Below are 25385 nucleotides of genomic sequence, written 5' to 3' on the forward strand. Positions count from 1 at the left end.
TTTTAACCCAAAATAATATCCCAAGTTTCTCTACCTGTTTTTTCCCAACTAAACTCTTTTGCCCTCAATAGCCCTTTTTCTACCAGTTCTGAATAATTACATTTGTCATTAGCAAGGTTTTCGATTTCTTTGACAACATCTTTTAAGTTTGATGGATCAACAAGAATTGCAGCGTCGCAACCAATTTCTTGAAGGGAAGTAGTATTTGATGTAATAACTGGTGTAGAAGATGCCATTGCCTCTAAAACAGGAAGTCCAAAACCTTCCATTAATGAGAGAAATAGTAATCCATGAGCACCTTTATATAGCTTTGGAAGTTCATCCTCCGGTATAAAACCGTAAAAATATATCCTATCTTGAATATTAAGTCTACTAATCAACTTTAAAAGCTCTTCATCAGGTTGGCCTGAGATTACAAATTTGAATTCATTTGATATTACAGCAGCAGCAAACGCAGTAATCATAAATTCTAAATTTTTATATGATCTTCTATTCCCTACATATAAAAAATACGGAAACCCTAAGTTTAAAGCCTCATTGTTAGACAAAAAAATATCATCAACGCCGTTATAAACTACTTTAACTTTTTCTTTTGGTATACCTAGCTTATTAACAATTTCATATTTTGAAAATTTAGAAACAGTTATAATCGCCTTTGCATTTTTTGCCATAAATGCAATTATATACTTCAAATATATCTTATGAAAATAAGAATAATAATATAGATGATTTAAGTCATGTATTGTAATTATAAATGGTGAGCTTGAATGTACTGGAGGCATGTAAGAAGGTGAATAGAATTGATCTATATTACCTGCCTTTAAAAGCTCCATGCCAAGAGTGATTGGACTAAAGGGATGCCCTAAAGATATTGAAGATTTTATATTTCGAACTGTAACACCTTCCGGCATTCTTTTCATAACCTCTTTAAAAACACGTCCTATGCCCGTATCTCCAGACCATCTTGCATCAACTAATAAATTCATTTTTAATTCATTATAAGTTTACCACCTAGATAAATAATAGCTTTGCCATTCAAATATCTGTTACCTTCAACCACATTATTACCATTATTTGAATAAATAATATAGCCCATATTCGGGGCGAGCCTAAAGATGTTATCTTCTATCAAATTCCCTTCTCCGCCGATCAAATTTAACTGATGTACGCCAGTTTCTATATTGCCAAAATTATTACTTACAAATGTATTTTTTTTAAAAATAGAATTGTTATTATAAGCATTTACACCATCTCTAAAGTTATTTGAGGCAGAATTATTTTGAAAAACAATTTCATTTCCATCAACAATAAATCCAACGCCCGAATTGCTACAAGCTACGTTGCCGGAAATCATGTGACCAGATTTTATTTTGCCTGTCCTAGGATTTTCTGATTGTAGATCGAAGCCGTCATAAATGTTATAATTAGCAATATTATTTTTTATTATCATACTATAACAGCTAGCACTCTTTCTGTCAATCTTCCCCTGATAAAGCTTGATACCAGATTCGCCATTATATTCACAGCGGTTTCCAATAATACTACCATTTTGATTATTTAGGAAAACTATACCATTATTACTCGTATAGTTAATGCGATTATTTGAAACAAGATTATAATATCCTCTATCATTTAAATTATTTATAACAATACTTCCAAATGTATTTCTACCACCGCGAAATATGCAGTTTCTAACAACTGATTTTTGGCAATCATGAAGCATAACAGACATAAAATTTCCTTCCAATTTATCTATTAAGATGTTGCTCCCTTTTTCAAAAATAATGGAAGGCCCTATATTTTGAACCTTGATTCCACCTGGTAGATCATTCCAAATATCCCTATCATTTATAGTTGGCTGATAACCGTTTCCATTCGATTTTAATATTTCTGGCTTTTTATTTGAAAATAACTCTCTTTTAATTATAAATGGAACCGAAACATTCTTAAATGTCAAACTTGCAATAGAAGAATAACTTCCATTACTAACAAAGAGCACATTAATATCTGATATAATTATACTTTTCTTACCCATTCCCAACCATCTCACCTTTCCATTTACCTTAATAGGCTTACGGACGAGAAATCTTCCAATACCAAACCTGACAATCTTTCCTGTTTTTGTAGCACGGAGAATTGCATTTGAATCATCATTTATTCCATTCCCTTTTGCACCAAAAGATCTAACATTTACATAATCCTTTTCTTGAAAATTATTAAAATGCAAGTTAATCCCTAATGATAGGATAGAGAAGAGGATACCTGAATAAATATATTGTAACATCAGCTTATAACACTATTTAAACTTTAATGATAGTAACATATTAACAATTAGAGCTGTAATAAGATGTTCAGGAAGCAGATATCCATCACCTAAGGGAATTAAAACAATTCCAGCTAAAAAAACTACTACAATAAAATCTCCTGGTGTTTTGAACCTTTGCAACCGATTGATAAATATTTTTAGTAGAACCCCAGTTAATGCACCCCAGAAAGCCAAATAAAAGAAAGCAAAAACACCAAAATCAGCATACTGAATACCATAGCCAAATGCTGGTGAACCTGTATCTGCATAATACCATTCTGGAAAATATTTCTTAGCAAGTTTAAACACACCATAGTCTTTAGGTTTGTTCGGCATTAGAGCTCTAGGTATTCTTGAATAAAAGTTAGATTCATAAGTAATTTGACCATTAAAATTTGAATCATCTTTATCAACTACAATCATAGCATTCCGATTGTAGTCAGAATACCCAAGCATAACCTTAAAAATATTATCATATTCATACGAGGTTGTTAATATAAATAATGAAATCACAAGTCCACCCGCAGAAGCTAGCATAATTACCATCTTCCTTATATTTACTTTCCAATTTTTTACGTAGGTAAAGTAAATCGCTAAAATCAATAATAATATTAATACCTGACCTTTACTTCCATGTAGAAAAAGAAAAATTGCTTCAAATATTGTAATAGCAATTATGTTTGACCTTTTAAGGTTTTTCGAAAAAAGTAGCAGAACAAACCCTATCATTGCCAAAAAAGACGACACAAAAAAATACAAACCGTATCCGGTTCTCGTTCTTGTGTAAATTTCCCTTGGTTCAAAAATAAATTCTTTAAACTCTATGAGTACTGGCAAATAGACAATTGCAGCAATAGTAATCAACAAATAACTTAATATTCTGGGTTTTGGTCGAAGATACGAAAATGGCAAGGCTAAAATTAAGTTTTTCGGGAATTTTATATATCCCAACACCATCATAAAAATAGTGATGTTACTGCAAAAATATACGTAAAAATAAGCGAAGGTTGTGCCAGCAGTGCCAAAATAATATAGCCACAGTGGTTCAAATATAAAATTTACAGGAATCACGCTTAACATAAATGGAAAAAAAACATTTATGTAATTTTTTTCATTCTTTATCACATAAAAATAACAGGCTATGTGTATTATGAACGAAATGCAAATGATAGCTACAACTTCAAACATTATTTATTAATTATTTCGTTTAAAATTCCATTATAGGAAGTAGACATTACTTTTACATTAAACTTGTTTACCACCTTTTTCCTTGCATTTTTAGTAATCTGTAAAAGATTATATTTTCCAAGTATTATTTCGGTAATTGTTTCAGTAAAACTAGCTAAGTTTTCTGCTTCGAAGATAAAACCATCAACTCGATCTTCGATTATTTCAGGAGTTCCACCCACTCTGGCCGCAACAACTACTTTTTCACATGCCATGGCTTCATAAATTGTTGTTCCCAATGGTTCGCTTCCGTCTATGCTGCTGTTATTTACTATAATATCACATCCATTGTAAAATGTTACCATATCATCTGTTCCGCCTAAGTAAGAAACATTTGGATTTGACCGGAGCTTTTCTAAGAATAGTTTATAGTAGTTATCATTTTCATCCAAAGGTCGACCGGTAATCATAAGTTTAAGTTTTTTTGGGAAAGAATTTGAAAGAATTTGAATAGCGTCTATCAATTGCACCTGGCCTTTTCTTTGACCAATAAAACCAGCTATACCTATGATTAGACAATCTTCATCAATGTCTTCATTAATTCTAAAACGCTGCCTGCTGATCTCATCCTTTTGAAAATATTCTATATCTAAGCCGTTATAAAGAACTTTTATCTTTTGATTATCCGAAGTATACTTATTCTTAACAGCATTTGAAACAGCTAAAGTTGCGGTATAAATCCTGCCACAATATTTAATTAATTTGTTATCCAAACTCGAATGATGAGTGAGGTCATGATCAGACCATATCCAGAAATTCCTCAATCTTAAAATTTTAGAAAAGTAAATTGCTGGAATTAAGTAAGTAGCTGGCCCCAGAGTGTTCGCATGAACAATATTTATTTTATTTTTGCGGATGTAAGAAATAACTTTCTTTGATAAAATAAAATAATTCGATATAGCTTTCAATAAAAATATTAATATGTTATTCTGGGATCTATTGAGCTTTTTTAAAGCTGGTATCTCAACAATATCGAAATCATATTTTTCTTTTAATTTATTGCAGTATGCTCCTGGCGAAATAAACAAAAAAGGTTCAACTTCAGCATTATTTACAATTAATCTTTCAATTACATATTCACCTCCAGAAGCGAACTCTCCTCCAAACACATACAGTATTTTTTTTTTCATATTCAGCTTCTGAATTTAAGCAATTTTGCAGGTACCCCCCCATATATGGCATTATCTTCTACATTAGTTAGTACAGTCGCTCCAGCAGCTATAATCGCACCATCTCCAATAGATATACCTGGCAATATAGTAGTACCACATCCAATCCAAACATCATTTCCTATTATTACATCTAATTTAGTTGTGTCCCAAGGTTGATCCATTATATAAAAACCCTTAGTTATTGAATGGTTACTGCCAATAATATTTACATTTTGGGAAATAAGACATTTTTCACCAATAATAATTTTTGCTCCTGCTGCTCGAATATTGTTCATCTCACCAATGTAAGTACCGGTCCCTATTTTTATATAAGATCCTTCACCACTTTTTGCATCTTCATTTGTACAATAAATCACACTATTTGCCCCAATTGAGACAGAGGCGCCAATTTCGAGGCACTCTAACCGTTCGTAAACAACCTTTGCAGTTTGATCTATTGAACATCCGAATACACTCTGCAAGTATAGATTTGTAGATATAGTTTTAAGATGCCTATATCCATACTTCAATAAGCCAATAAGCATATTCCATATTAACGTAACTATCGATTTTCTGTTACTCATCCCTTAACGTAAAATTTTTTTTGTAAGATAAATTAATACCCTTAAACTTGGTTTAACGATTGATCTTGCCCAAGAGTTGTCAAAGAATTTAAAATAGCTATCAATGTCACCTATTGAATAAGAATAATCAGCGCCAAGATCTCTTTTATACGTTTTGATGTAGTGTTCATTCAGTTTGTACAACTCATACATCGATAATAACTTTAAAAACTTATTTCTAAATCGGATTTTTTCATTTCTTAATCTGTAAGCAGGATTGATCACTATTTCTTCAATATCAATTGAAGCAGAATCCTGATCCTCAGATTGTCTATAGAAAGATAAAATATTCTTAATTTTTAGTAAAGGTTTGATTGACGACAATTCATACCAAAATGCATAGTCTGAAGCACCTTGCAAATTTCTAAATTTTACATTTTGGATCATATCTTTATTAAAGATATTACCAGGAAAGCCCACCAAGTTACCAAATAAAAATGAAATAGGTTTGATGTACCCATCATAATCAATCCTGCCTGATTCTTTAAAAATCAAATTAGGTTCAGAACCAGCCTCGTCTTGACAAATTATGGCCAACTCATTATTATTTGTGGCAATTACTTCCGTAATTTTTTCTATGTATTCTTTAGAAAGCATATCGTCAGAATGAAGTATCGAGACCCACTTAGTTTGGCTCAATTCAATACATTTATTCCAATTTTCAATTGCGCCTACATTTTCATTATTTCTAAAATATAAAAGGTTAGGCAATTTCTTGTCCTCTACAAATTCTTTAAATAATGTATGGGATGAGCAATTATCAACAACTATTACATTACAGGAGACAGATTGATTAATGGCACTATACACCGCATCTTCAAAAAAATCATATCTCTCAAAAACAGGTATTGCAATAGTAATATCTTCGTTATTCATTAATCCTCTAATTTAAACTGTGATGATTTAATTTTAAAAATTGCGAAAGCCCACGGTAAGCTTATGAACATAACAATGGATGTATATCCATAAACCATCCCCATAACTCCGTATGCGTGGCCTAAAATCAATGTTGAAGCAACGCACAAACCCGCAACAACAATTGAAGCCAACAGGAATGGCTCTTTTTTGAAACAGCGTAAGTACGTAGCCCAAGAACCAACGAATTGATTCACTAATGTTACAATAGATAATAGGACAACAGCAGTGATGGGGAGAAACCGATTGGAATATTCGGTCTTTAAATAAACCATAATAATAATTCCAAATATAAAAGTCATTAATCCTAAAATATTTACACTAGAAAGTTGTAAAACAACTTTTTTAAATATTGAATCGAGCTCTTTAAAATTCCTTTTAGCGATCAAAGATGAGAAAAGCGGTACTTTTGTATTGATCCAGCTCATAGATATTGATGAAATTCCAGCTAATACAGCTAATGTCATCCCCATTTGCCCAGCAACTATGGGGCCATCTGTCGCAAATAAAACAGGATTGAAAAAATAAAATATAAAATAACCACTAATCCAGCTAATAGCGACTTTCCATTGATAAGGGAAAATTTCCTTCGAATAGCTGATTATATTTGTACCTATAGACTTCCAAAGTATTTTTAGCAACGAAAATTTAGGAGAAAATATAATTTGAAAGCCATTGATTGAAATTGAAATTAGGGAGGCTAATGCAGCTGCGTATAGGCCAAATCCTGCAAGTAGGAAACCAAATAAAAGTACAATATTGGATGTTTTCTGTATAAGCCGAGTCCTAGACATATCAGCAATAAATCCAATTCCATCAAGAAACGCAAGGATTGGGTCGATTATCAAATTCACTGCTGTTGCAAGGCATAATATCAACCATGGCATTTTCCAGTTAATAACATCATTATTATTGAATGACTCAAAAAAATAAAATCCACTTACAATAAGAGCTAAAAATAAAACCAAAGAAATTAGCGAGAACCATTTAAATGAAAATCTAAGTAATGAAGATAGTCTAGATATGTGAATCTCATCACCCAGTATTTTACCATTTTTTATTTCAAGATGAGCAAATTCATGACTGGCATATTGTGTAATAATACTAGAAAGCCCCAATTCAAAAAAAATTTGCAATGCCAGTATACTGGAAAAAGTATAATAATATCCCTGTTCTGTGGAACTCAAAAACTTTGCTATAAATACAACTGAGAAAACACCACCACAAGCCTGAATTATTCTGCTGAATATAGTGTAACCGATTGCTCTATCTATACCAATTTTGGATACTAGATTCTGTTTAGCTTTGGAAAGATAACTCACTATTTAATGTAATCTTTAATGACATCAAGCATATAATCATAATGACTTTCATTTAAGCCAGGCCAAACACCTAACCAAAAAGATTGGTTCATAATGATATCGGTATTTTTGAGATCCCCAATTCTGCGGTGTTCAATATTGGCATATGCTGGTTGCCTTAATAAATTTCCCGCAAATAACAATCTAGTTCCAATTTTTTTCTCCTCTAAATGCTGTACCAACATGTGTCGATCATTCGAATCTCCTTCTCTTAAAGTCATTAAGAAACCAAACCAAGATGGATCAGAATTCGGCGTTGGTTCAGGTAGTATAAAAATTTCTTCCAGTTCTTTCATTCTAGAATACAAGGCTGCATAATTTTCGCGACGGCGTTGAACAAAATGATCAAGCTTTTTTAGTTGTCCAACTCCGTAAGCGGCTTGCATATCGGTTACTTTTAAATTAAATCCAATATGAGAGTAAGTATATTTATGATCATAACCATAAGGAAGTGATCCTAGTTGTTGCCCGAAACGGCAACCACAAGTATCATCTTTACCAGGTAAACAATAACAATCCCTACCCCAATCTCTAAAACTTTCAGCTAGTTTTGCCAATTCGGGGTTGTTTACAATTACTGCTCCCCCTTCACCCATCGTAATGTGGTGAGCTGGGTAAAATGAGAATGTCGAAATATCGCCGAATGTACCTGTTTTTTTGCCATTATAAGTTGCACCCAATGAATCACAATCATCTTCAACAACCCAAAGGTTATATTTTTTAGCAACGCGCATTACTTCATCCAAATCGAATGGGTTACCCAGCGAGTGAGCAATCATAATTGCTTTAGTTTTAGAAGACACTGCTTTCTCAATATCCTCTGATAATACATTATGCGTAGCGATATCAACATCAACGAATACCGGAATTGCACCGAACTGCACAATAGGATTAACAGTAGTCGGAAAACCAGCTGCAACCGTAATCACTTCATCACCTGGTTTAATGGCTCTATCTCCCAATTTCGGGGAAGTTAAAGCGTAAAAAGCCACTAAATTAGCTGATGAACCAGAGTTAACTAAAAGGGCTTTAGTTGCCCCAAAATATTGCGCAAATTCGTGTTCAAACTGACTTGCAAATCTTCCTGCAGTCAACCAGGCATCCATAGTTGCATCAACGCCTAAAAGAACATCCTCCTCATCAATTACTTTGCCAGTAACGGGAATATAGTTTTGGCCTGCAACAATTGGTTTGTTTATATTTTTTTGAATACTGGCTTGCAGTAATGTCTTTAATTCAGGGGTAATATTATTAAAATTCATTATCTATGTTTTGTTACTTTTTATTTAATTGATTCCATACAACTGTTCTGCTTATTGAGTCTTCGAGTGTATGTGTTTCTTCAACGGCCAATGCTTTAACGGTTTTAGATATGTCGGGCACAAAACGCGAAATATTAGCATAATTTTCTTTGGATGATCTAGACAATATTTCAATACTTGGACTTATTGATTGCTGGATCTTTTTCGCCAATTCATCTAGTGAAACTGGGAATTTACTTCCAATATTATAACTTTCACCGACCTGTCCAATCGTCAATGCTTTTAATATCCAGTAAGCCATATCACTTGCATAGAGATAACTTCTAATTGTTGATCCGTTACCTAAAATTCGGATAGGACCTCCTAAGATCCCATCTCTAATGAAATTATTGATAGCCCAGGGTTTTTCCAGAGCATGATAAGGACCTATAAATGCGAATGGCCGCAAGATGATTATCGGTAATCTGAATTGATTTTTATATACCGAGCAAAGTGTTTCTGCAATAATCTTGGATTCACCATATACATGATTTACAGTGTTAGGCTCTAAAGTTCCTAAAAAACTTTCTTTAATAAAAGTTTCATCATTGTTCTTACCGTATACCGTATGAGAACTAATATGCAATATCTTTTTTAAACCAGGTAACCTAGTTGCGGAATCAAGTACATTGAAAGTTCCTTTGTAAAATGTTTCCAAAGTTCTTAAAGGCTGAGATACGTGATCACGATTATCTGGACTACCTGCAGCATGGATAATATAATTTACCTCTTCAGGCAAATCATGTAAATTTCGTATATCCTGACTGATCAATTTAATGTATTGTTTTTCTGCCAAATGCGGAACTTCGTCCTTAAATTTCTGAATATCTCTTGCAAGTAAGTATAAATTTATCTCTAATTTTTGCGTCACATTCAAAAAAGTTACCATCTCGGCAATCCATTTCCCAATAAAACCAGTTCCCCCCGTGACGAGAATAGTCTGACCTTTTAAATCGTCAAAAATGTTAGCATCAGTGCACGATTTTCTACAGTCCTCTATAATTAAATGTCTAATTGCATCATTCATTATTTTCGGTTTTTAACTAAGTCCATAACTACTTCTATGATGATATCTTCTTGTCCGCCAACTACCTTTCTTTTTCCAAGCTCACGGTATACATCACGTTGATCTACATGGTATTCTTTTGAAATCCGGGTAACGTGTTTGGCAAAACCAGAAAATACGCCAGACAATCCACTCACTATACTTTCTGATTTAATCGTTGGTACAATTGGCATTACTTCTTTCTCAGCAAGATCAGAAGCGTCTAAAATACCATAAAAATCAATTCCGGTAATATATCCAGTTCGCTCTAAAACAGCCGCTAAGACCTCTATCTGAGCGTTCCCTGCTCCCGCCCCAAAACCTCTGGCAGTTGCATCCAATAATTTCGCACCCGACGCTATTGCGGTCATAGAATTTGCGATGGCCATACCAAGGTTGTTGTGGGCATGAAAACCTACAGGCACTTTCAATCCATTAACCAGGGCTGTAATTTTCTCTTCAACGTCGCTAGGTAAATAGGCACCAGCCGAATCCATAATAATAATACCTTCAGCTCCATAGAGCTCCATTTTCTGAGCCTCCTCAACAAGTACAGAAGCTGATGCCATATGGCTCATCATTAAAACACCATAGGCTTCTTTGCCTCGCTCACGTACAAATCCAAGATGACGCTGGGTAATATCAGCCTCTGTACAGTGCGAAGCAACCCTTACTACATCTACTCCAATATCCAATGCCCTAATTAAATCTCTTTTTATAGTGGCAAATCCAGGAATAACATGTATGCCAAGTTTACTTTTGGTAAGATGCTTTCTGGCTGTCTCCAACATGGTCACATCATCTTCCAATGCTAATCCTACCTGCATGGAAGATGCTCCAAGGCCGTTTCCATGTCCGACTTCAACAATAGGCACCCCTGCTTTGTCTGCTGCCTCGGCATAAAGTGCAATTTGCTTTGCACTTAATTGGTGTGCAACAGCATGATTGCCATCGCGTAAAGTAGAATCAGTTACTAATATATGTTTTAACATCTTATAAATTTAATTGATCCCGTTTTGGACTCTTGAATATTGTTCTGCAACAGCAATTGCAGCACAATTGATAATATCAAGGTTACCTGCATATTTCGGCAAGTAATCCCCTAATCCTTGAGCTTTCACCATAATTACAATCCGACCATTCTCATAAATTGGAGACACCAATAAACTATATCCTGGTACGTAATTCCGAATCGACTCAATCATAATATCCACTTCTTTTTTAAGTGCCTCCATATCAGGATTATCTACTTGCGCAAAAATGGTGGTTTGCATATCTATACATGGATCTGCAGGATTGAGATTTAAAATTGCTTTTGTTTTCTTAACTTTAGAGAATATACTTAATCCCATTTCGGTCGTATCAACATATTCGTCAAGATTTAAACGTGTTGCTGGGCCCGCACTTCTAGAAGCAATACTCGAAACAACCTCGATATACTCAACGTCTTTTTGAGTTTTACCTATCACGTAAGCCATCGGTATAGAAGCCTGTCCACCACAAGTAATCATATTTACATTTTTTTGCTTCATTGCTTCATCAAGATTTACTGCAGGAATGCAAAGCCCCCCCAGCTTTGCAGGGGTCATGTCAACTACAATTTTACCCAATTTTTCCAAGATAGCCCAATGGTGGGCTGCATCTTTCGCAGAGGTAGCATCAAAAACCAAATCAACAGCATCAGGATCCTTCTCTATAGCACGAATACTTTCATCAGAAACCTTTACCCCCATAGAAATTGCTTTAGCCATACCCGGTGAAGATAAATTTCTTCCGATAAAAAGTACACATTCCAAAAATTCAGAACGTTGAATTTTGATCAATAGATCAGTTCCTATATTTCCACTGCCTAAAATGGCCACTCGTAATTTTTTCATTGGTTTAGTTTATAGTAACGTTCGCTTCTCTCAATTGTTCTTCACTAAGTTCAGGTACCATTTCGTGTAATCTATTTGATTTAAAACTTCCATTCGGAAGTCTAACTGAAGTAACAGCAGGTATCATTGTTACATTTTCCGGAACTACAATCTCGATTAGTAAAGGGCCCTTTGTAGAAATCATCTCCACAAAAGTCGACTCTAGATGATCAAACTTTTTTTCACTGATAAATGGAATCCCATAGGCATCTGCTAATTTCTGCCAATTAGGAAAGGTAACACCTGTATCCTCGCTAGAGCCAGCCAAGCGACCACCCGTAAATGCTGTTTGACTATTTCTTATAGATGCGTAACCATTATTGTTAATTACTATAATTTTACAGTTTAAATTATAATGTACAATCGTTTGCAATTCTTGTACATTCAACTGCATTGAACCATCTCCTGTTACACAAATAATATCTTTATCAGGTGCAGCACATGCAGCTCCAATAGATGCAGGTAATGCATACCCCATGGCGCCTAAAGCACCTGAGATTATAACCCTTTGGTTTTTCTTAGCAAGAAAGGCTTGTCCCGTTATATAATATAATGATCCAGCATCCGTGAGTAAAATTTCATCACCTTTCAATGATTTGCTTAACACATCCATTAAATGATAAGTATTTATTTCGTTTCCTTCTCTCAAATGGGGCTCATTAATAATAGGAAATTTTTGCTTCCAACTTTGTAGCTTCGAAACCCATTCAGCTAGCATCAAAGGTTCAATGTTTTGCATCATAAAATCTAGCACAGTAGCTACATCCGCCTGAATTTGAATTTGACTAATATCCTGATTCTTTTTTAAAACTGCAGAATCTAGGTCAATTACAATCTTTTTGGCGTTCGGAGCGAAATCCTCTTGTTCATAACCAGTTGTTGTAATGTGTAGACTGGTACCTATCGTAATAATCACATCAGCACTTTGAACAGCAAAATTTCCTGCTCGATTTCCCCTTAGGCCAACTCTACCAATATGTAGTTCATCATCATAAGGCATTAAGTCATTAGCCAACGGTGTTGTTACAACTGGAACATTAAGATGATGCACCAATTTCCTAAATTCCTCAACTTGATTCGCTACACTGACCCCATGTCCGCCAATTATTAATGGGCGCAATGAATTTTGCAACTCCCTATTGATAACTTCGAAATCAGCTTGGGTTTTTACCTCCTGAGGTGTAATAAAATGTTTCAATTGATCTTCATCAACTGAAGCTCCCTGTATATCAAGGGGCACATCTAGTAAAACTGGTCCTGGTCTTCCAGTAGAAGCTAAGTAATATGCCTTTTCTAAATGATACAAAACCTCATTTGGATCATTTAAGAACACTGTATATTTTGTAATCGGTTTAACAATCTCAGTTATGTTAACTTCAAAATTACCCAACATCCGCAAGTCTTTTATACCCGATCCCATTACCGTCAGAGATGTACGACTTTGACCAGTTAAATAAATAACAGGTGTTGAATCTAACCACGCACCAGCAATACCCGTTACAGTATTGGTAGCACCAGGTCCACTGGTGGCATAGCAAACTGCGACTTCATTTTTAACCCGCGCGTAAGCCTCTGCTGCCATAGCAGCAGCTTGCTCATGGTGATTGCAAATATATTTTATTTGCTCGGACCGGCTTACAGAATCCAGTAGATTCATCATCATTCCCCCAGAAAGAAGAAAGACATGTTTAACACCTTTCTGCTCAAAAAATTTAACAATAAGATCCGAAACTTTGACCAACTTTGCCATTAGCTATTTGTTATAGTGTTATTTAGTTCTAATATGAACGCTTTTTTAATTTGATGACTATCTATTGTATGTACAAAACTTGTTACACCTTTTTCCTTATACTTCCGATAACTATCAGGATTGTTAATCATCAAAGATACTTGTTTACTTGCTTTGATTGACTTTTCGATAATTTTATCTACAACCTCAACGAGGATAGGAGCGTCCATTTCACCGATACAGCCTAACTGAGCCGATAGATCATAAATTCCAATGTAAAGAAAATCAATGTCTTTTAACGTTAAGATCTGATCCAGCTGCTCAACAGCGTTTAAAGTTTCGATAATTACAATACAATGTAGCTCTTTGCGATGGATATTATCAAAACCATATCCACCAGCGGGTACAAATGGATTAAAGCCCCTTATGCCACTAGGTGCATACTTAAGCATTTTTGTAGCCAACTCAAAATCACCAAAAGAACTTAACTGTGGGAAAACTATGCCATCAGCTCCTAGATCTAAACACCTTTGAACTTCCACACTATTCAATCCGGAAACTCTTACATAAGCCAAGCAATTTTCTAAATGGCAAACTCTGATATCCTCAAGCAGCGTTTGATAATCATAAGCTCCATGTTCACAGTCTAATATTTGAAAGTCAAACTTACTTTGTCCAATAATTTCTGTGATCGCCATTGATGGAATTATTCTCCAAATTCCATGAATTTCTTTATTAAACTGGTTCATATTACAACGCTGTTATCTTATTTCTATTAAAAAATATAGTCTTTTTTATCGCTGTTTCTAAATCTGTGTAAATCTTTAGGCCTAATTCTTCTTTTGCGCGAGTTATAGAAGGTACATACCTTAGAGGTGGTTTATCCGATTCTGGAGTTTTTACTATGATCGCTATTTGTCCATTGACATTATCTTTAGCAACTAAATCTGCAAGTGTCTTTATACTAATTGATTGCTCTGAACCAACATTGTAGGGCCTATTATTAACTCCTTTTAGCAAAATTGTCCATAACCATATCATCAAATCGCCTGCATACATATAAGATCTATGCGGCGTGCCATCTCCCTCGATTAGTATAGTCTCATTATTTATTACATTTTTGATAAAATTACCTACAGCAAAGGTTCCATCTAAAGGCAAAAATGGCCCAACGAAGGCATAACATCTTGCTATTTTAACAGGTAATTTATAATGTTTATGATACACAGCACAAAGCACTTCTGCCATTCTTTTGCCCTCTCCATATACTGAAGAAAAATCAGAAGTTATAGGTGCTCCAATATAATCCTCGTCAATATGCTCTAAGTTAGATGGCTGCCTTCCGTAAATAGCCCCAGAACTAGTTAATAAAAGAGATTTTACAGCTTTTATTTTTGCGAATTCAAGCACCCTCTTTGTACCATTAACCACTGTTTCGAACATTGTTAATGGCTGTTCTAAATTTAGTTTAACACTTGCTTCAGTTGCCGCATGGATAACATAGTCAACCGGATCATCAATGAATTTAAAATCAAGAACATTTCCTTCTAAAAAGTCAATTTCTGAATACTCACTAACCCAAGAATACTTATTTAAAAATTTGTTTTTATCTCTCGTTAATAAAATAAGCTTAGCACCAAGATTAAGCTCTCTATTAATATAAATAAAGCTCATTTGCAGCCACATTCCAAAAAAACCCGTTCCTCCAGTAAGAAAAATAGTCTTACCTCTAACTTCATCCCAACAATCTTTCGTATTGTCTAAAATTGGTTGTAGGTCATTTTTGAAATAAGATAGCATATATTAAAGATTAAAGTATTTATGTATCTGAGATGAGGTATATTCTGCAATATTTTCTGGAGATTCTGAAAAATACTTATACCAGTTCATTGTCGTCTCAACGGCGCCTAAAGCATTCATCTTAGGTTTCCAACCTAGATCAGCAATCGCTTTACTAATATCTAATTTTAACAAGCCTGCCTCATGCGGTTGATCCATTAATTGCTCAACCCTAAACTTACCACTTCCCCAACATTTAAGTGCCAACTCAAGCATTTCTACAACAGGTAAAGCATCAGTCGCATAAGGGCCAAAATTAAATGCCTGATTAAATTTTAATGGTTCATCATTCAATTTTGCACCAAGGATCAAATAAGCAACAACAGGCTCGAGAACATGTTGCCATGGCCGGATTGATTTTGGATTTCTGATCAAGATTTCTTCACTCTTTGAAAGTGCTTTAGCTACATCAGGAATTAAACGATCTTTTGACCAATCCCCACCACCAATTACATTACCGGCACGGCCAACAGCAATTCCTTTTTGATGAATATCAAACTTGGTTGAATTAAAAAATGAATTACGGTAAGAATCAATAACCAGCTCAGTACAGGCTTTACTTGCACTATAGGGATCATACCCACCCAAACGATCATTTTCACGGTACGGGTATTCCCATTCATTATTATGGTATACTTTATCTGTTGTAATTAATACAATGGTACATTTTTTCTCCAATAAACGAATTGCATCTAATAAATTGGCCGTTCCTATTGCATTAACCTCAAAAGTTTCTGAGGGAATTTCATAAGATAATCTCACTAATGGCTGAGCAGCAAGGTGAAAAACAAAATCAGGTTGAAAGTCCAAAACAGCCTTCTTCAGCGCATCACGATCCCGTAGATCTGAGATCACAGATTCACAGATATGATCGCCCTGTATTAAATGATATAAATCATCTTCGGTTTGGGGAGCAAGGGCATAGCCTTTAACTTCTGCACCTAAAAGATGGAGTGTCTTCAACATCCATGAACCTTTAAATCCGGTATGCCCGGTTAGGAATACCCTCTTGCCTTTATAGGTATCTTTTAATTGATTTAGCATATTACCAGATTTTCCATTTAGCTTGGCCACTATTCCATAATTGTTCCAATTCTATACGATCTCTTAAAGCATCCATAGGCTTCCAAAAGCCAGAATGCTTATAGGCGGCCAACTGTCCATCATTTGCAATTTCTTTTAATGGAACATTTTCCCATTGTATATCATCCATATCCCCTTCTAGATATTTAAATATACCCGGTTCCAATACAAAGAAACCTCCATTAATCCACATACCATCGCCTTGAGGTTTCTCGACAAAATGCTGTACATTACCATCTTCATCCATTTCAATGTTTCCAAATCTACCTGGAGTTTGGATACTGGTAAGGGTAGCCAATTTTTCATGGTTTTTGTGAAACTCAATTAGCTTAGCAACGTCAATGTCCGCTACACCATCACCATAAGTCAGCATAAAGGTTTCGCCATCAACATACTTCTGGATCTTCTTTATCCTGCCAGCGGTGTTTGTGGTCAATCCAGTATCAACTAAAGTAACCTTAAACGATTCCGAATTGGAAAAATGCACATCAACCTTATTTTTTTCAATATCGATTGAAACATCGGAGTTGTACAAGTAGTAATTTAAAAAATATTCTTTGATAGATTGGGCCTTGTATCCTAAACATAATACAAAATCATTGTAGCCATAAGCTTCGTAAATTTTCATGATATGCCATAAAATAGGCTTACCACCAATTTCAACCATGGGTTTTGGACGAGCTTCAGTCTCTTCCATTAGTCTGGTACCCAAACCACCTGCAAGTATTACAACCTTCATATTGTTAGTTATATTTCTATGTGAACGTTTTCTGTTAAAGGATGAGTGCAGCAAAGTAGATACTCATTTGCTGAAAGATCATCTCGTTGTTTGGTTAAGCCTATCATTTTAGCTTCCCCACTAATTAATGTACCCTTACAAGTACTGCAATTTCCCGTTTGGCACGAATACGGTAGTTCAATATCAGCATTAAGTGCTGCTTCAAGAATACTCTTTCCCTTCACCACTTCAATCGCATGACTATTGCCCTGAAAGACTAAGCCCACACTTTGTGTATGTATGTTTTCAAAGTCCTTAGGATCTTTTACCAGCTCGAAATCCTCTGAATAAACATGGTCAATTTTTCCAAACTTTAACTGTATTGCACTTTTTACCGATTCTTTCAAACCAGCAGGGCCACAAATGTAATGGGCAGTTTCTCCATCATGTTCGCCTAATATATCTAAAGCTTTTTCTTGGTCAATCCTGCCTTGAATCAAATATGGATTGCTTTCATCAACCATTAGCTTCGTATGAAAATGCCTGATTATGAAACGCTCAGAATATTTCGATTTTAACGCTTCTATCCGATCCTTGAAAATGGTAGATTCAAGGTTACGATTGCCATAATTCAGATGCACATTAACAGCTGGTTTTTCTGCAAGAATGTACTTAATGATGGATAGTAGGGGGGTAATCCCACTACCAACACCCCAAAAATAAATATCGGTAAACTGATATTCTTCATGGTAAATGAAATCGCCCATCGGCGGCATCACTTCAATAGAGTCGCCAACCTCAACTACATCATTTACATGATTGGAAATCAGCCCATTTTCTACCCTTTTAACTGTAATTTCTAAAAATGAATCTATCCCGGGGCAAGAAGAAAATGAATAGGGGCGAATATAACGCCTTCCATTGATCCTAAAAATTAATGTCAGGTATTGCCCAGGTAAATATTTAATTTTTTTTAAGCCGGGCTGCTTAAAACAAAGGGTTACCGTATCTTCAGTTTCCTTACGAATTTCTACAACTTTAAGAGTATAATTCATACTAGGATCTATTTACTAATCTTTTAAACCAGCTAACCTTAGCTTCTTCTCCATAAGTCCCATAACCATAGCCATAACCATAATACTTACTGATAATATCATTAACTACAATACCTAAATTATGCATTTTCTTATTGCGATATAGTTCTTCTACAATTTTAAGCTGGTCTTTCTGTGTAACTTTTTGTCTAACCAGATACAAAGTAACACTTGCATATCTTGATAATAATTGCGCATCAGTAATTACACCAATAGGTGGAGCATCCATAATGATGTAATCAAACTCCTCTTTTAAATTTTCAATAAGATTTGAGACTTTATCATTCATCAGCGTTTCGGCAGGATTTGGAGGCAATGGCCCAGAGGAAATGATAAACATATTTTTATTGATTGTTAATGGCTTAACAATATCCGTAATATTTATACTTTGATTAATAGTATAATTACTGAATCCAATATCATTATTAACACCGAGTTTTGCAGAAAGACCAGGTTTACGTAAATCGAGCTCCATTAATAATACACGTTTACCAGCAAGCGCTAAAATATTACCAAGATTAATAGCAGTGAACGACTTGCCTTCACCGCTCATACTTGATGTCAAAAGAATGACTTTCTCTTCCTTACTTTTAAGATAGAACGATAGGTTCGTTCGCAAAGCTCTAAATTGTTCAGAAATAGCTGACCGGCTTTGATTGGCAACAATTAAATTATCCGAACTAGTATTATGGCTTATTTCACCAACAACAGGCACATTGGTTAGTGATGTAATTTCTTCTTTAGTTGTAATTCTTGTATTTAATAGATTCTGTCCAAATATTAAAATAACAGGTATAGCGAAACCTGCAAGTATTGCAAATACATAAACGACCTTATTTTTAGGACTAACTGGTGCGACCTGAGATTTTGGAGGATCAATCGTCTTGGCAATCGCAATATTTGAAGTTTTCGAAATCGCAGTCTCTTCTGCTTTCTGCATTAGAAAGATATATAACTCTTGCTTAATTTGCTGATTACGAGCTAATTTTAAATAATTTTTCTCTATTTGAGGAACATTAGAAACCTGTCCCTCTGCCTGTGAAAGTTGAGTTCTTAGCCTATTTCTAGTTGTAAGATAATTATTTTTTGCACTTTCTACGTTCGAAAGAATATCGCCTCTTAATCCCAAAATTTGCCTATTGATATTTTGAATAAATGGGCTTTCCTCTGTAACACTTAACAATTGTTTCTCTTTCTCTATCAATAGGGAATTGTACTGGTTCATTAAATTAGAAAACACCAAATCCTGTGGAATCAAAGATGATGGAAAAACCCTTTTACTTCCATTGTCACTTTTCAAGAAGCTTTCTAAATTCGATAAAATAGTTACTTGAGTTTCTGCTTTAGCTAATTCAGCGGCAAATTCACCAGTATTCTGAACCAATAACTTACCTTGCTCACTCATATCAGCAAGCTGATTTTTTTGCTTAAAATTTTCTACCTTATTTTCAACATCACCTAGCTCTGATGCAATTACATTTAAACGCTCTTTTATAAATTTATAAGTACTATCAGCGATAGAATTTTTATCGCTCAAATTTATTGAAATATAACTGCCTATCAACTTACTCAAAATATCTTCACCTTTTTTAGGTACAGGATACATAAGTCCTAAATCTATTACACTAACTTGTTTATTAGTGACAGAAACACTTAATCTTTGCATTAAAGCCGCAACCCGTGAATCAATAGATGAAACAGAAACATAATAATTATCATCATTTAAGGAATTTATAGAATTAGGTTCAACTTTTACTAAACCAACACCTTTAACGTTGAATAATTCTCCCCACGCTACAGTCTTTTGAAAATTTTTGCCAGTAATTTGAAGTTTGGACGATGAAACTTTATGAATATTAAGAGTAGTTGTAGTAATTGTATCTGCTCCTTTAACAATATTAATTTTAAGTGGAGCTTCATACATTTCCCTAAGTACAAGACCTGACTTCTTAGAATAGATAATGTTGAGCTGCATTTGCCTAACAACTTGTTCCATTAAAAAACGAGTTTTTAATATTTCAGCCTCGTTGTCTACTGAATTATTAGATCCCAAAAGTCCGCCAAGGTCCATCAACCCACTAGATTGTTTACCTATGGCTCCGCCTTTCTCATTATCATTTACTAAAATTTTAGCATTTATTTGATATGTTGGGGGAGTATATCTGATGTATAAAAAGGCAACTATTACACAAATAATTATGCTATAAAGAAACCATGTCCACTTATCGAATAATTTAACAAAAATATCCTTAAGGTTAATATTGTCTTCCTCATCGATATTTGGCGGTATATTATTTATTTGATTCGAGATATTCATTTAGTTGTTGATTACTTAAAACTAGTTATGGCTAGAACAATTACTGAAATCACAGAAGCTAAAACACCGATGGTTTGTATCTGCGCAGAATTAGACGCAGAAACTTTGCGCTTATTAGGTTCCACATAAATAACATCATTTTGTTTTAAATAATAAAAAGGGCTATTAAAAATTTCTGAAGAGTTTAAATCTAATCGAGCAAATTCTTTTTTGCCATTATTATCCCTAACAATGAGCACATTATCTCTTCTCCCATAAATTGTTAAGTCTCCAGCCAAACTCAAAGCATCTAGTATGCTAACTTTTTCGTTTGGCAATGTGTAAGCAGATGGACTATTTACTTCCCCTAAAACGCTTACTTTAAAGTTGATAAAACGTAATTGAACATTAGGCTCCTTATAAACAGAAGAAGCTTTTTCTCTTATTAATTCACGAGCTTGATAGGTTGTTAGACCAGCTACTTTAACTTTTCCTATTAAAGAAAGCTCAACCTCTCCATTACGATCAACTAAAAATCCGCTGACTTGTTGCGATGCCACAGAAGTACTAGCATTACCACCTAACAGTGTGTTGGCCGCTGCTTGATTGACAATTGCTCCACTTTGTGGGTTTAAAGTGAATACATTGATACCTAGAATATCGTCTGATTGAATTGTAGGTTCTGTGAATTTAGCTGCATTTTCCAATTTAGCTTGATTGACACTTTGAATATCTTGAAAATAAGCAATTTTTTTATTACTAACACAAGAAGTGGATAGAGCTACAACTAATAGCATCACAGCTAATTTTGCGCTCATTTTAACTTTAATATTTTTATTCATAGATATATATCTATTTAAAATGAAATTGATCATTTTAAATAGCTTGCAAACTTAATCATTTAATTGTAATATCTAAAAGCGTTTAATTTCAGAATTAGCATATTTATAAAGTATTTGGCCAATACTGTTTGATAGCTAGCTATTTTTTATATTATATTTACGCGTAAATAGGTTTAAATATTTCTTGATTCTTAAAGTCATAGCGACCTATAAGATCGTATAATTTTCCTGACACTACGGCATTAGTCAAAGTACTTAGATGTTTATCATGATGTAAATCTGTTCCTGCAAAATCATACATTTTTTCTTTTAACAAAATCTCGGCTAGTTGCTTAACATCTCTACCATAATACCCCAAAACAGACAATAAGTTTAACTGCAAAAGACAGCCTTTTTCTTTAAAGCGCTTTAACCTACTCCGATCTTTAAAATAAAAAGTGTAACGTTCCGGATGTGCAAGCACAGGTTGATATCCTTTTATTTCAATATCAAATATGGTTTTACTTATGTTTGGGCTCTCATTAAGATAAGACATCTCTATGAGTAGGTGTTTTTGATCGAGTGGACACAACTGCTCCTCTAGATTAAAATCCTGATCGATCATATATTCTGCTCCTGCACTCAATTTTACAGCTATATTATCCTTATCCATTGCACTTTGCAATGCTACTCTTGCTGAAGAAATCGTTTCAGTCGTATTGGGATAAAGCTCTTTATAAATATGGGGAGTACAAATTAATTGATCGAATCCCAATTCTTGAAGACTTTTCACAAACCGCAGCGAAGTAGCCACATCAGGCGATCCATCATCAATACCAGGAAGAATATGAGAATGCATATCTATTCCTAACCAGGAGATATCGGTAACTTTATTTTTTTTACTAAAAAAACTGAACATATTATATTAGAAATACACCAAATTATTTACCATTACGGTTAGCTGATTCAGCTAAATAAGCTTGCCCAACTTCTTAAAATCTGGCCGGTAAGTGATATCAACGACAACTAACTAAATTTAATGTTATAAAGTTAAGGTATTTTAGGTCAAACTCCAATATGCAGTAGATTAAATCAGACAAATAGTCGAAATAATGCCAATAAAGCAAATGCAGATTAAGTTATTAATGAGATTTGATATAATTTACACCTGTTATTTTGGTAAGCTTAAATATTATTCAAAATAGTTTAAGGTTTTAAATCCCCCATCTTTTAAATATTCATCCTTTTTCATTAACTGCAGATCTGAAATAACCATATCTTTAACTAAAGCAGCAAGGTCATATTTCGGCTCCCAAGCCAATTGCGTTTTGGATTTCGTTGGGTCCCCCAACAATAAATCAACTTCAGTTGGGCGGAAATATTTAGGATCAACCTGAACAACAGTACTCCCTAAAAATAACTTATCGCTTTTCAACCCATTTTGAAGCAAGAGTTCCTCATCTAAGCCGATGATTACTCCTTTCTCATTCTCATCCTTACCCGAAAATTCAACCTCAATACCCAGTTCTGCAAAACTCATCCGTACAAAATCCCGTACAGTAGTAGTAATACCTGTGGCTATAACAAAATCTTCAGGTTTTTCCTGCTGCAAAATCAACCACATCGCTTCGATATAATCTTTCGCATGGCCCCAATCTCGTTGCGCAGACAGATTACCAAGATATAAGCATTTTTGCAAACCTAAAGCTATTTTTGCAGCAGCCCTGGTTATTTTACGGGTAACGAAAGTTTCGCCCCTTAATGGGCTTTCGTGATTAAATAAAATGCCATTACAGGCAAACATTTGATAAGCTTCTCTGTAATTTACGGTGATCCAATAAGCATACATTTTGGCTACGGCATAGGGTGACCGAGGATAAAATGGTGTAGTTTCACTTTGTGGAACGGCTTGAACCAATCCATACAATTCTGAAGTACTGGCTTGATAAACCCGGGTTTTTTTTGTTAAACCTAAAATGCGCACTGCTTCTAATAAACGCAAGGTACCAATACCATCTGCATTAGCGGTGTACTCAGGCATCTCGAAGCTCACATGTACATGGCTCATCGCAGCCAAGTTATAAATTTCATCAGGCTGTATTTCCTGTATAATGCGGATCAAATTGGTAGAATCGGTCAAATCGCCATAATGCAATTTAAACTGAACATTTTGTTCATGCTGATCCTGATAAAGGTGATCGATACGATCGGTATTAAATGAGGACGAACGCCGCTTTAATCCATGCACGAAATAACCCTTTTTCAGCAAAAATTCCGCTAAATAAGCTCCGTCTTGTCCTGTAACACCTGTAATTAAAGCAACCTTCATATTCACTGATAATTTTTATAAGCTACAAACATACAGAATAATTTATTTGATCGATAAACTACACCGTAATTCTAAATGCGATGTCCTAATTATTTAATCGCAGTTGGAAAACAACAGATGATCCAAAATTTTGAATAATCGGTATTAAACACCAAGTTATACGCTTTACACCAACCGCTAAACGCCCATCCTTTTATAACCTGGCATCTGCTAAATCTCTATTGATAAAAGATTTGGTATCGAAAATGATGGCGCCATTCTGCTTAAGACTAGCATAGTCGATTTCCAGAAATTGCTGATGCGCTACCGCGAGGATCACTGCATCATAACGCTTAAATTGGTTTCCTTCAATCAATTGAATATTATATTCAGCTTTTACATCAGCAGCATTTGCCCAAGGATCGTATACATCTACCTGCATGCTAAAAGAAATGAGTTCTTTATAGATATCGATTACGCGGGTGTTTCGGGTATCAGGACAGTTTTCTTTAAAAGCAAAGCCCAGTATGAGTGCACGGGCACCATTGATCACCTTATCCTTAGCGGCCAACATCTTGATTACTTTATTGGCCACAAACATGCCCATATTGTCGTTTACCCGGCGACCGGATAAAATCACTTCGGGTTTGTAACCCAAAGCTTCCGATTTATGCGCCAAATAATAAGGATCTACCCCTATACAATGACCTCCTACCAGTCCAGGTTTATAATTCAGAAAGTTCCATTTAGTTGCTGCAGCAGCTAATACATCAGCCGTATCAATTTCCATCCTGTCAAAAATTAAGGCAAGTTCGTTTACGAATGAAATATTAACATCCCGCTGCGCATTTTCAATGGCTTTTGAAGCTTCTGCTACTTTTATGCTGGGGGCTAAATGTGTACCAGCAGTAATAATGGAGGCATAAAGCTGATCGATTTCAACAGCAATTGCAGGACTAGAGCCAGAGGTTACTTTTTTTATCTTGGTGAGGGTATTGATTTTATCGCCTGGATTAATCCTTTCAGGAGAATAGCCACAGAAGAAATCAACGTTATATTTTAAGCCCGATATTTTTTCCAAAACGGGAACACAATCTTCTTCGGTACAGCCAGGATAAACGGTCGACTCGTAAATTACGATATCTCCCTTTTTAAGCACAATCCCCAACATTTTACTGGCAGAAAGCAAAGGTTGCAGATCTGGTCGTTTAAGGTGATCGATAGGCGTAGGTACCGTAACAATGAATATCGTAAAGGCTGCCAAATCGGCTAAATTAGAACTTAAAGCTAACCCAGTACCATTAGTTGAGCTACATACGCTTGTTAAATCGTTCAGATTCGCTTCATGGGTACCATCTTCAAACCGTTTCAATTCGGCTACCCTACTTTCGTTTGTATCAAAGCCAATTACTTGATATTGCTTAGCAAATGCTATAGCTAAAGGTAAGCCAACATAACCTAAACCAATAATGGCAATCTGCTTATTATTATTCATTTTTCTTTTGGTAATGGGCCAAAGATAAGATAAATCAAGAAAGCTTTCAGCCAATTGATTACTGATGAAAAGCAAACTGAATAATAAGCAGGTTAAATGCATTCCTTATTTTTGAACAAAATGTATTTACGCTTGGTAACAGTATAAAAACCACAATC

Annotated in this window: 22 protein-coding genes; all 22 read right to left on the reverse strand. The window is 34.8% G+C overall.

All coding sequences use genetic code 11. The features are described from left to right. Positions 1–2: 2 nt before the first annotated feature. Positions 3–986, reverse strand: coding sequence for a glycosyltransferase family 4 protein (locus ACS5PU_RS07230; RefSeq protein ID WP_439458614.1), 984 nt, complete (start codon positions 984–986; stop codon positions 3–5). A 2-nt stretch (positions 987–988) separates the two neighbouring features. Continuing rightward, a complete protein-coding gene (locus tag ACS5PU_RS07235) occupies positions 989–2284 on the reverse strand; it encodes a tail spike protein (protein ID WP_439458615.1) in 1296 nt (431 codons plus the stop codon). 12 nt (positions 2285–2296) lie between these two features. Continuing rightward, complete coding sequence (locus ACS5PU_RS07240; protein ID WP_439458616.1) at positions 2297–3493, reverse strand: hypothetical protein; 1197 nt, start codon at positions 3491–3493, stop codon at positions 2297–2299. Further along, positions 3493–4662, reverse strand: coding sequence for a glycosyltransferase family 4 protein (locus ACS5PU_RS07245; RefSeq protein ID WP_439458617.1), 1170 nt, complete (start codon positions 4660–4662; stop codon positions 3493–3495). Before ACS5PU_RS07245 ends, ACS5PU_RS07240 begins: the two co-directional genes overlap by 1 nt. A gap of 2 nt (positions 4663–4664) precedes the next feature. Beyond that, complete coding sequence (locus ACS5PU_RS07250) at positions 4665–5267, reverse strand: acyltransferase (protein WP_439458618.1); 603 nt, start codon at positions 5265–5267, stop codon at positions 4665–4667. Between the two features lie 3 nt (positions 5268–5270). Continuing rightward, positions 5271–6182 carry a glycosyltransferase family 2 protein gene (locus ACS5PU_RS07255; RefSeq protein WP_439458619.1) on the reverse strand — a complete coding sequence of 304 codons (912 nt, stop codon included), beginning with the start codon at positions 6180–6182 and terminating at the stop codon, positions 5271–5273. Beyond that, the gene (locus ACS5PU_RS07260; RefSeq protein ID WP_439458620.1) at positions 6182–7543 is read right to left on the reverse strand and encodes a lipopolysaccharide biosynthesis protein; all 1362 of its coding nucleotides are present in this window, start codon (positions 7541–7543) and stop codon (positions 6182–6184) included. The genes ACS5PU_RS07255 and ACS5PU_RS07260 overlap by 1 nt, the downstream gene beginning before the upstream one ends. Next, positions 7543–8844 carry a lipopolysaccharide biosynthesis protein RfbH gene (rfbH, locus tag ACS5PU_RS07265; RefSeq protein ID WP_439458621.1) on the reverse strand — a complete coding sequence of 434 codons (1302 nt, stop codon included), beginning with the start codon at positions 8842–8844 and terminating at the stop codon, positions 7543–7545. The genes ACS5PU_RS07260 and rfbH overlap by 1 nt, the downstream gene beginning before the upstream one ends. Before the next feature lie 13 nt (positions 8845–8857). Further along, positions 8858–9910, reverse strand: a complete 1053-nt coding sequence (locus ACS5PU_RS07270; RefSeq protein ID WP_439458622.1) for an NAD-dependent epimerase/dehydratase family protein — start codon at positions 9908–9910, stop codon at positions 8858–8860. Then, positions 9910–10920: a 4-hydroxy-2-oxovalerate aldolase gene (dmpG, locus tag ACS5PU_RS07275; protein WP_439458623.1), complete on the reverse strand. Its 1011-nt coding sequence runs from the start codon at positions 10918–10920 to the stop codon at positions 9910–9912. The genes ACS5PU_RS07270 and dmpG overlap by 1 nt, the downstream gene beginning before the upstream one ends. Positions 10921–10929: 9 nt before the next feature. Further along, on the reverse strand, positions 10930–11805 hold the full coding sequence (locus ACS5PU_RS07280) for an acetaldehyde dehydrogenase (acetylating) (protein ID WP_439458624.1): 876 nt from the start codon (positions 11803–11805) through the stop codon (positions 10930–10932). Positions 11806–11809: 4 nt separating this feature from the next. Further along, entirely contained in the window at positions 11810–13594 is a 1785-nt protein-coding gene (locus tag ACS5PU_RS07285) for a thiamine pyrophosphate-binding protein (RefSeq protein WP_439458625.1), read from the reverse strand. Then, the gene (locus ACS5PU_RS07290; RefSeq protein ID WP_439458626.1) at positions 13594–14322 is read right to left on the reverse strand and encodes an HpcH/HpaI aldolase family protein; all 729 of its coding nucleotides are present in this window, start codon (positions 14320–14322) and stop codon (positions 13594–13596) included. The genes ACS5PU_RS07285 and ACS5PU_RS07290 overlap by 1 nt, the downstream gene beginning before the upstream one ends. A gap of 1 nt (position 14323) precedes the next feature. Beyond that, positions 14324–15373 (reverse strand): NAD-dependent epimerase/dehydratase family protein, encoded by a 1050-nt coding sequence (locus tag ACS5PU_RS07295; protein ID WP_439458627.1) that lies wholly within the window; start codon positions 15371–15373, stop codon positions 14324–14326. A 3-nt stretch (positions 15374–15376) separates the two neighbouring features. Next, positions 15377–16456 carry a CDP-glucose 4,6-dehydratase gene (gene rfbG / locus ACS5PU_RS07300; RefSeq protein WP_439458628.1) on the reverse strand — a complete coding sequence of 360 codons (1080 nt, stop codon included), beginning with the start codon at positions 16454–16456 and terminating at the stop codon, positions 15377–15379. A gap of 1 nt (position 16457) precedes the next feature. Next, positions 16458–17234, reverse strand: a complete 777-nt coding sequence (rfbF, locus tag ACS5PU_RS07305; RefSeq protein WP_439458629.1) for a glucose-1-phosphate cytidylyltransferase — start codon at positions 17232–17234, stop codon at positions 16458–16460. Positions 17235–17242: 8 nt separating this feature from the next. Next, a complete protein-coding gene (locus ACS5PU_RS07310) occupies positions 17243–18268 on the reverse strand; it encodes an FAD-binding oxidoreductase (RefSeq protein WP_439458630.1) in 1026 nt (341 codons plus the stop codon). A gap of 1 nt (position 18269) precedes the next feature. Further along, a complete protein-coding gene (locus ACS5PU_RS07315) occupies positions 18270–20624 on the reverse strand; it encodes a GumC family protein (protein ID WP_439458631.1) in 2355 nt (784 codons plus the stop codon). 11 nt (positions 20625–20635) lie between these two features. Continuing rightward, the gene (locus tag ACS5PU_RS07320) at positions 20636–21445 is read right to left on the reverse strand and encodes a polysaccharide biosynthesis/export family protein (protein ID WP_439458632.1); all 810 of its coding nucleotides are present in this window, start codon (positions 21443–21445) and stop codon (positions 20636–20638) included. 157 nt (positions 21446–21602) lie between these two features. Then, positions 21603–22343 (reverse strand): tyrosine-protein phosphatase, encoded by a 741-nt coding sequence (locus ACS5PU_RS07325; protein ID WP_439458633.1) that lies wholly within the window; start codon positions 22341–22343, stop codon positions 21603–21605. A gap of 273 nt (positions 22344–22616) precedes the next feature. Further along, positions 22617–23753 (reverse strand): GDP-mannose 4,6-dehydratase, encoded by a 1137-nt coding sequence (gene gmd / locus ACS5PU_RS07330; protein ID WP_439458634.1) that lies wholly within the window; start codon positions 23751–23753, stop codon positions 22617–22619. 193 nt (positions 23754–23946) lie between these two features. Continuing rightward, on the reverse strand, positions 23947–25227 hold the full coding sequence (locus ACS5PU_RS07335; RefSeq protein WP_439458635.1) for a nucleotide sugar dehydrogenase: 1281 nt from the start codon (positions 25225–25227) through the stop codon (positions 23947–23949). Positions 25228–25385: the final 158 nt, after the last annotated feature.

This window comes from Pedobacter sp. GSP4 (assembly GCF_051857575.1).
GTDB lineage: Bacteria > Bacteroidota > Bacteroidia > Sphingobacteriales > Sphingobacteriaceae > Pedobacter.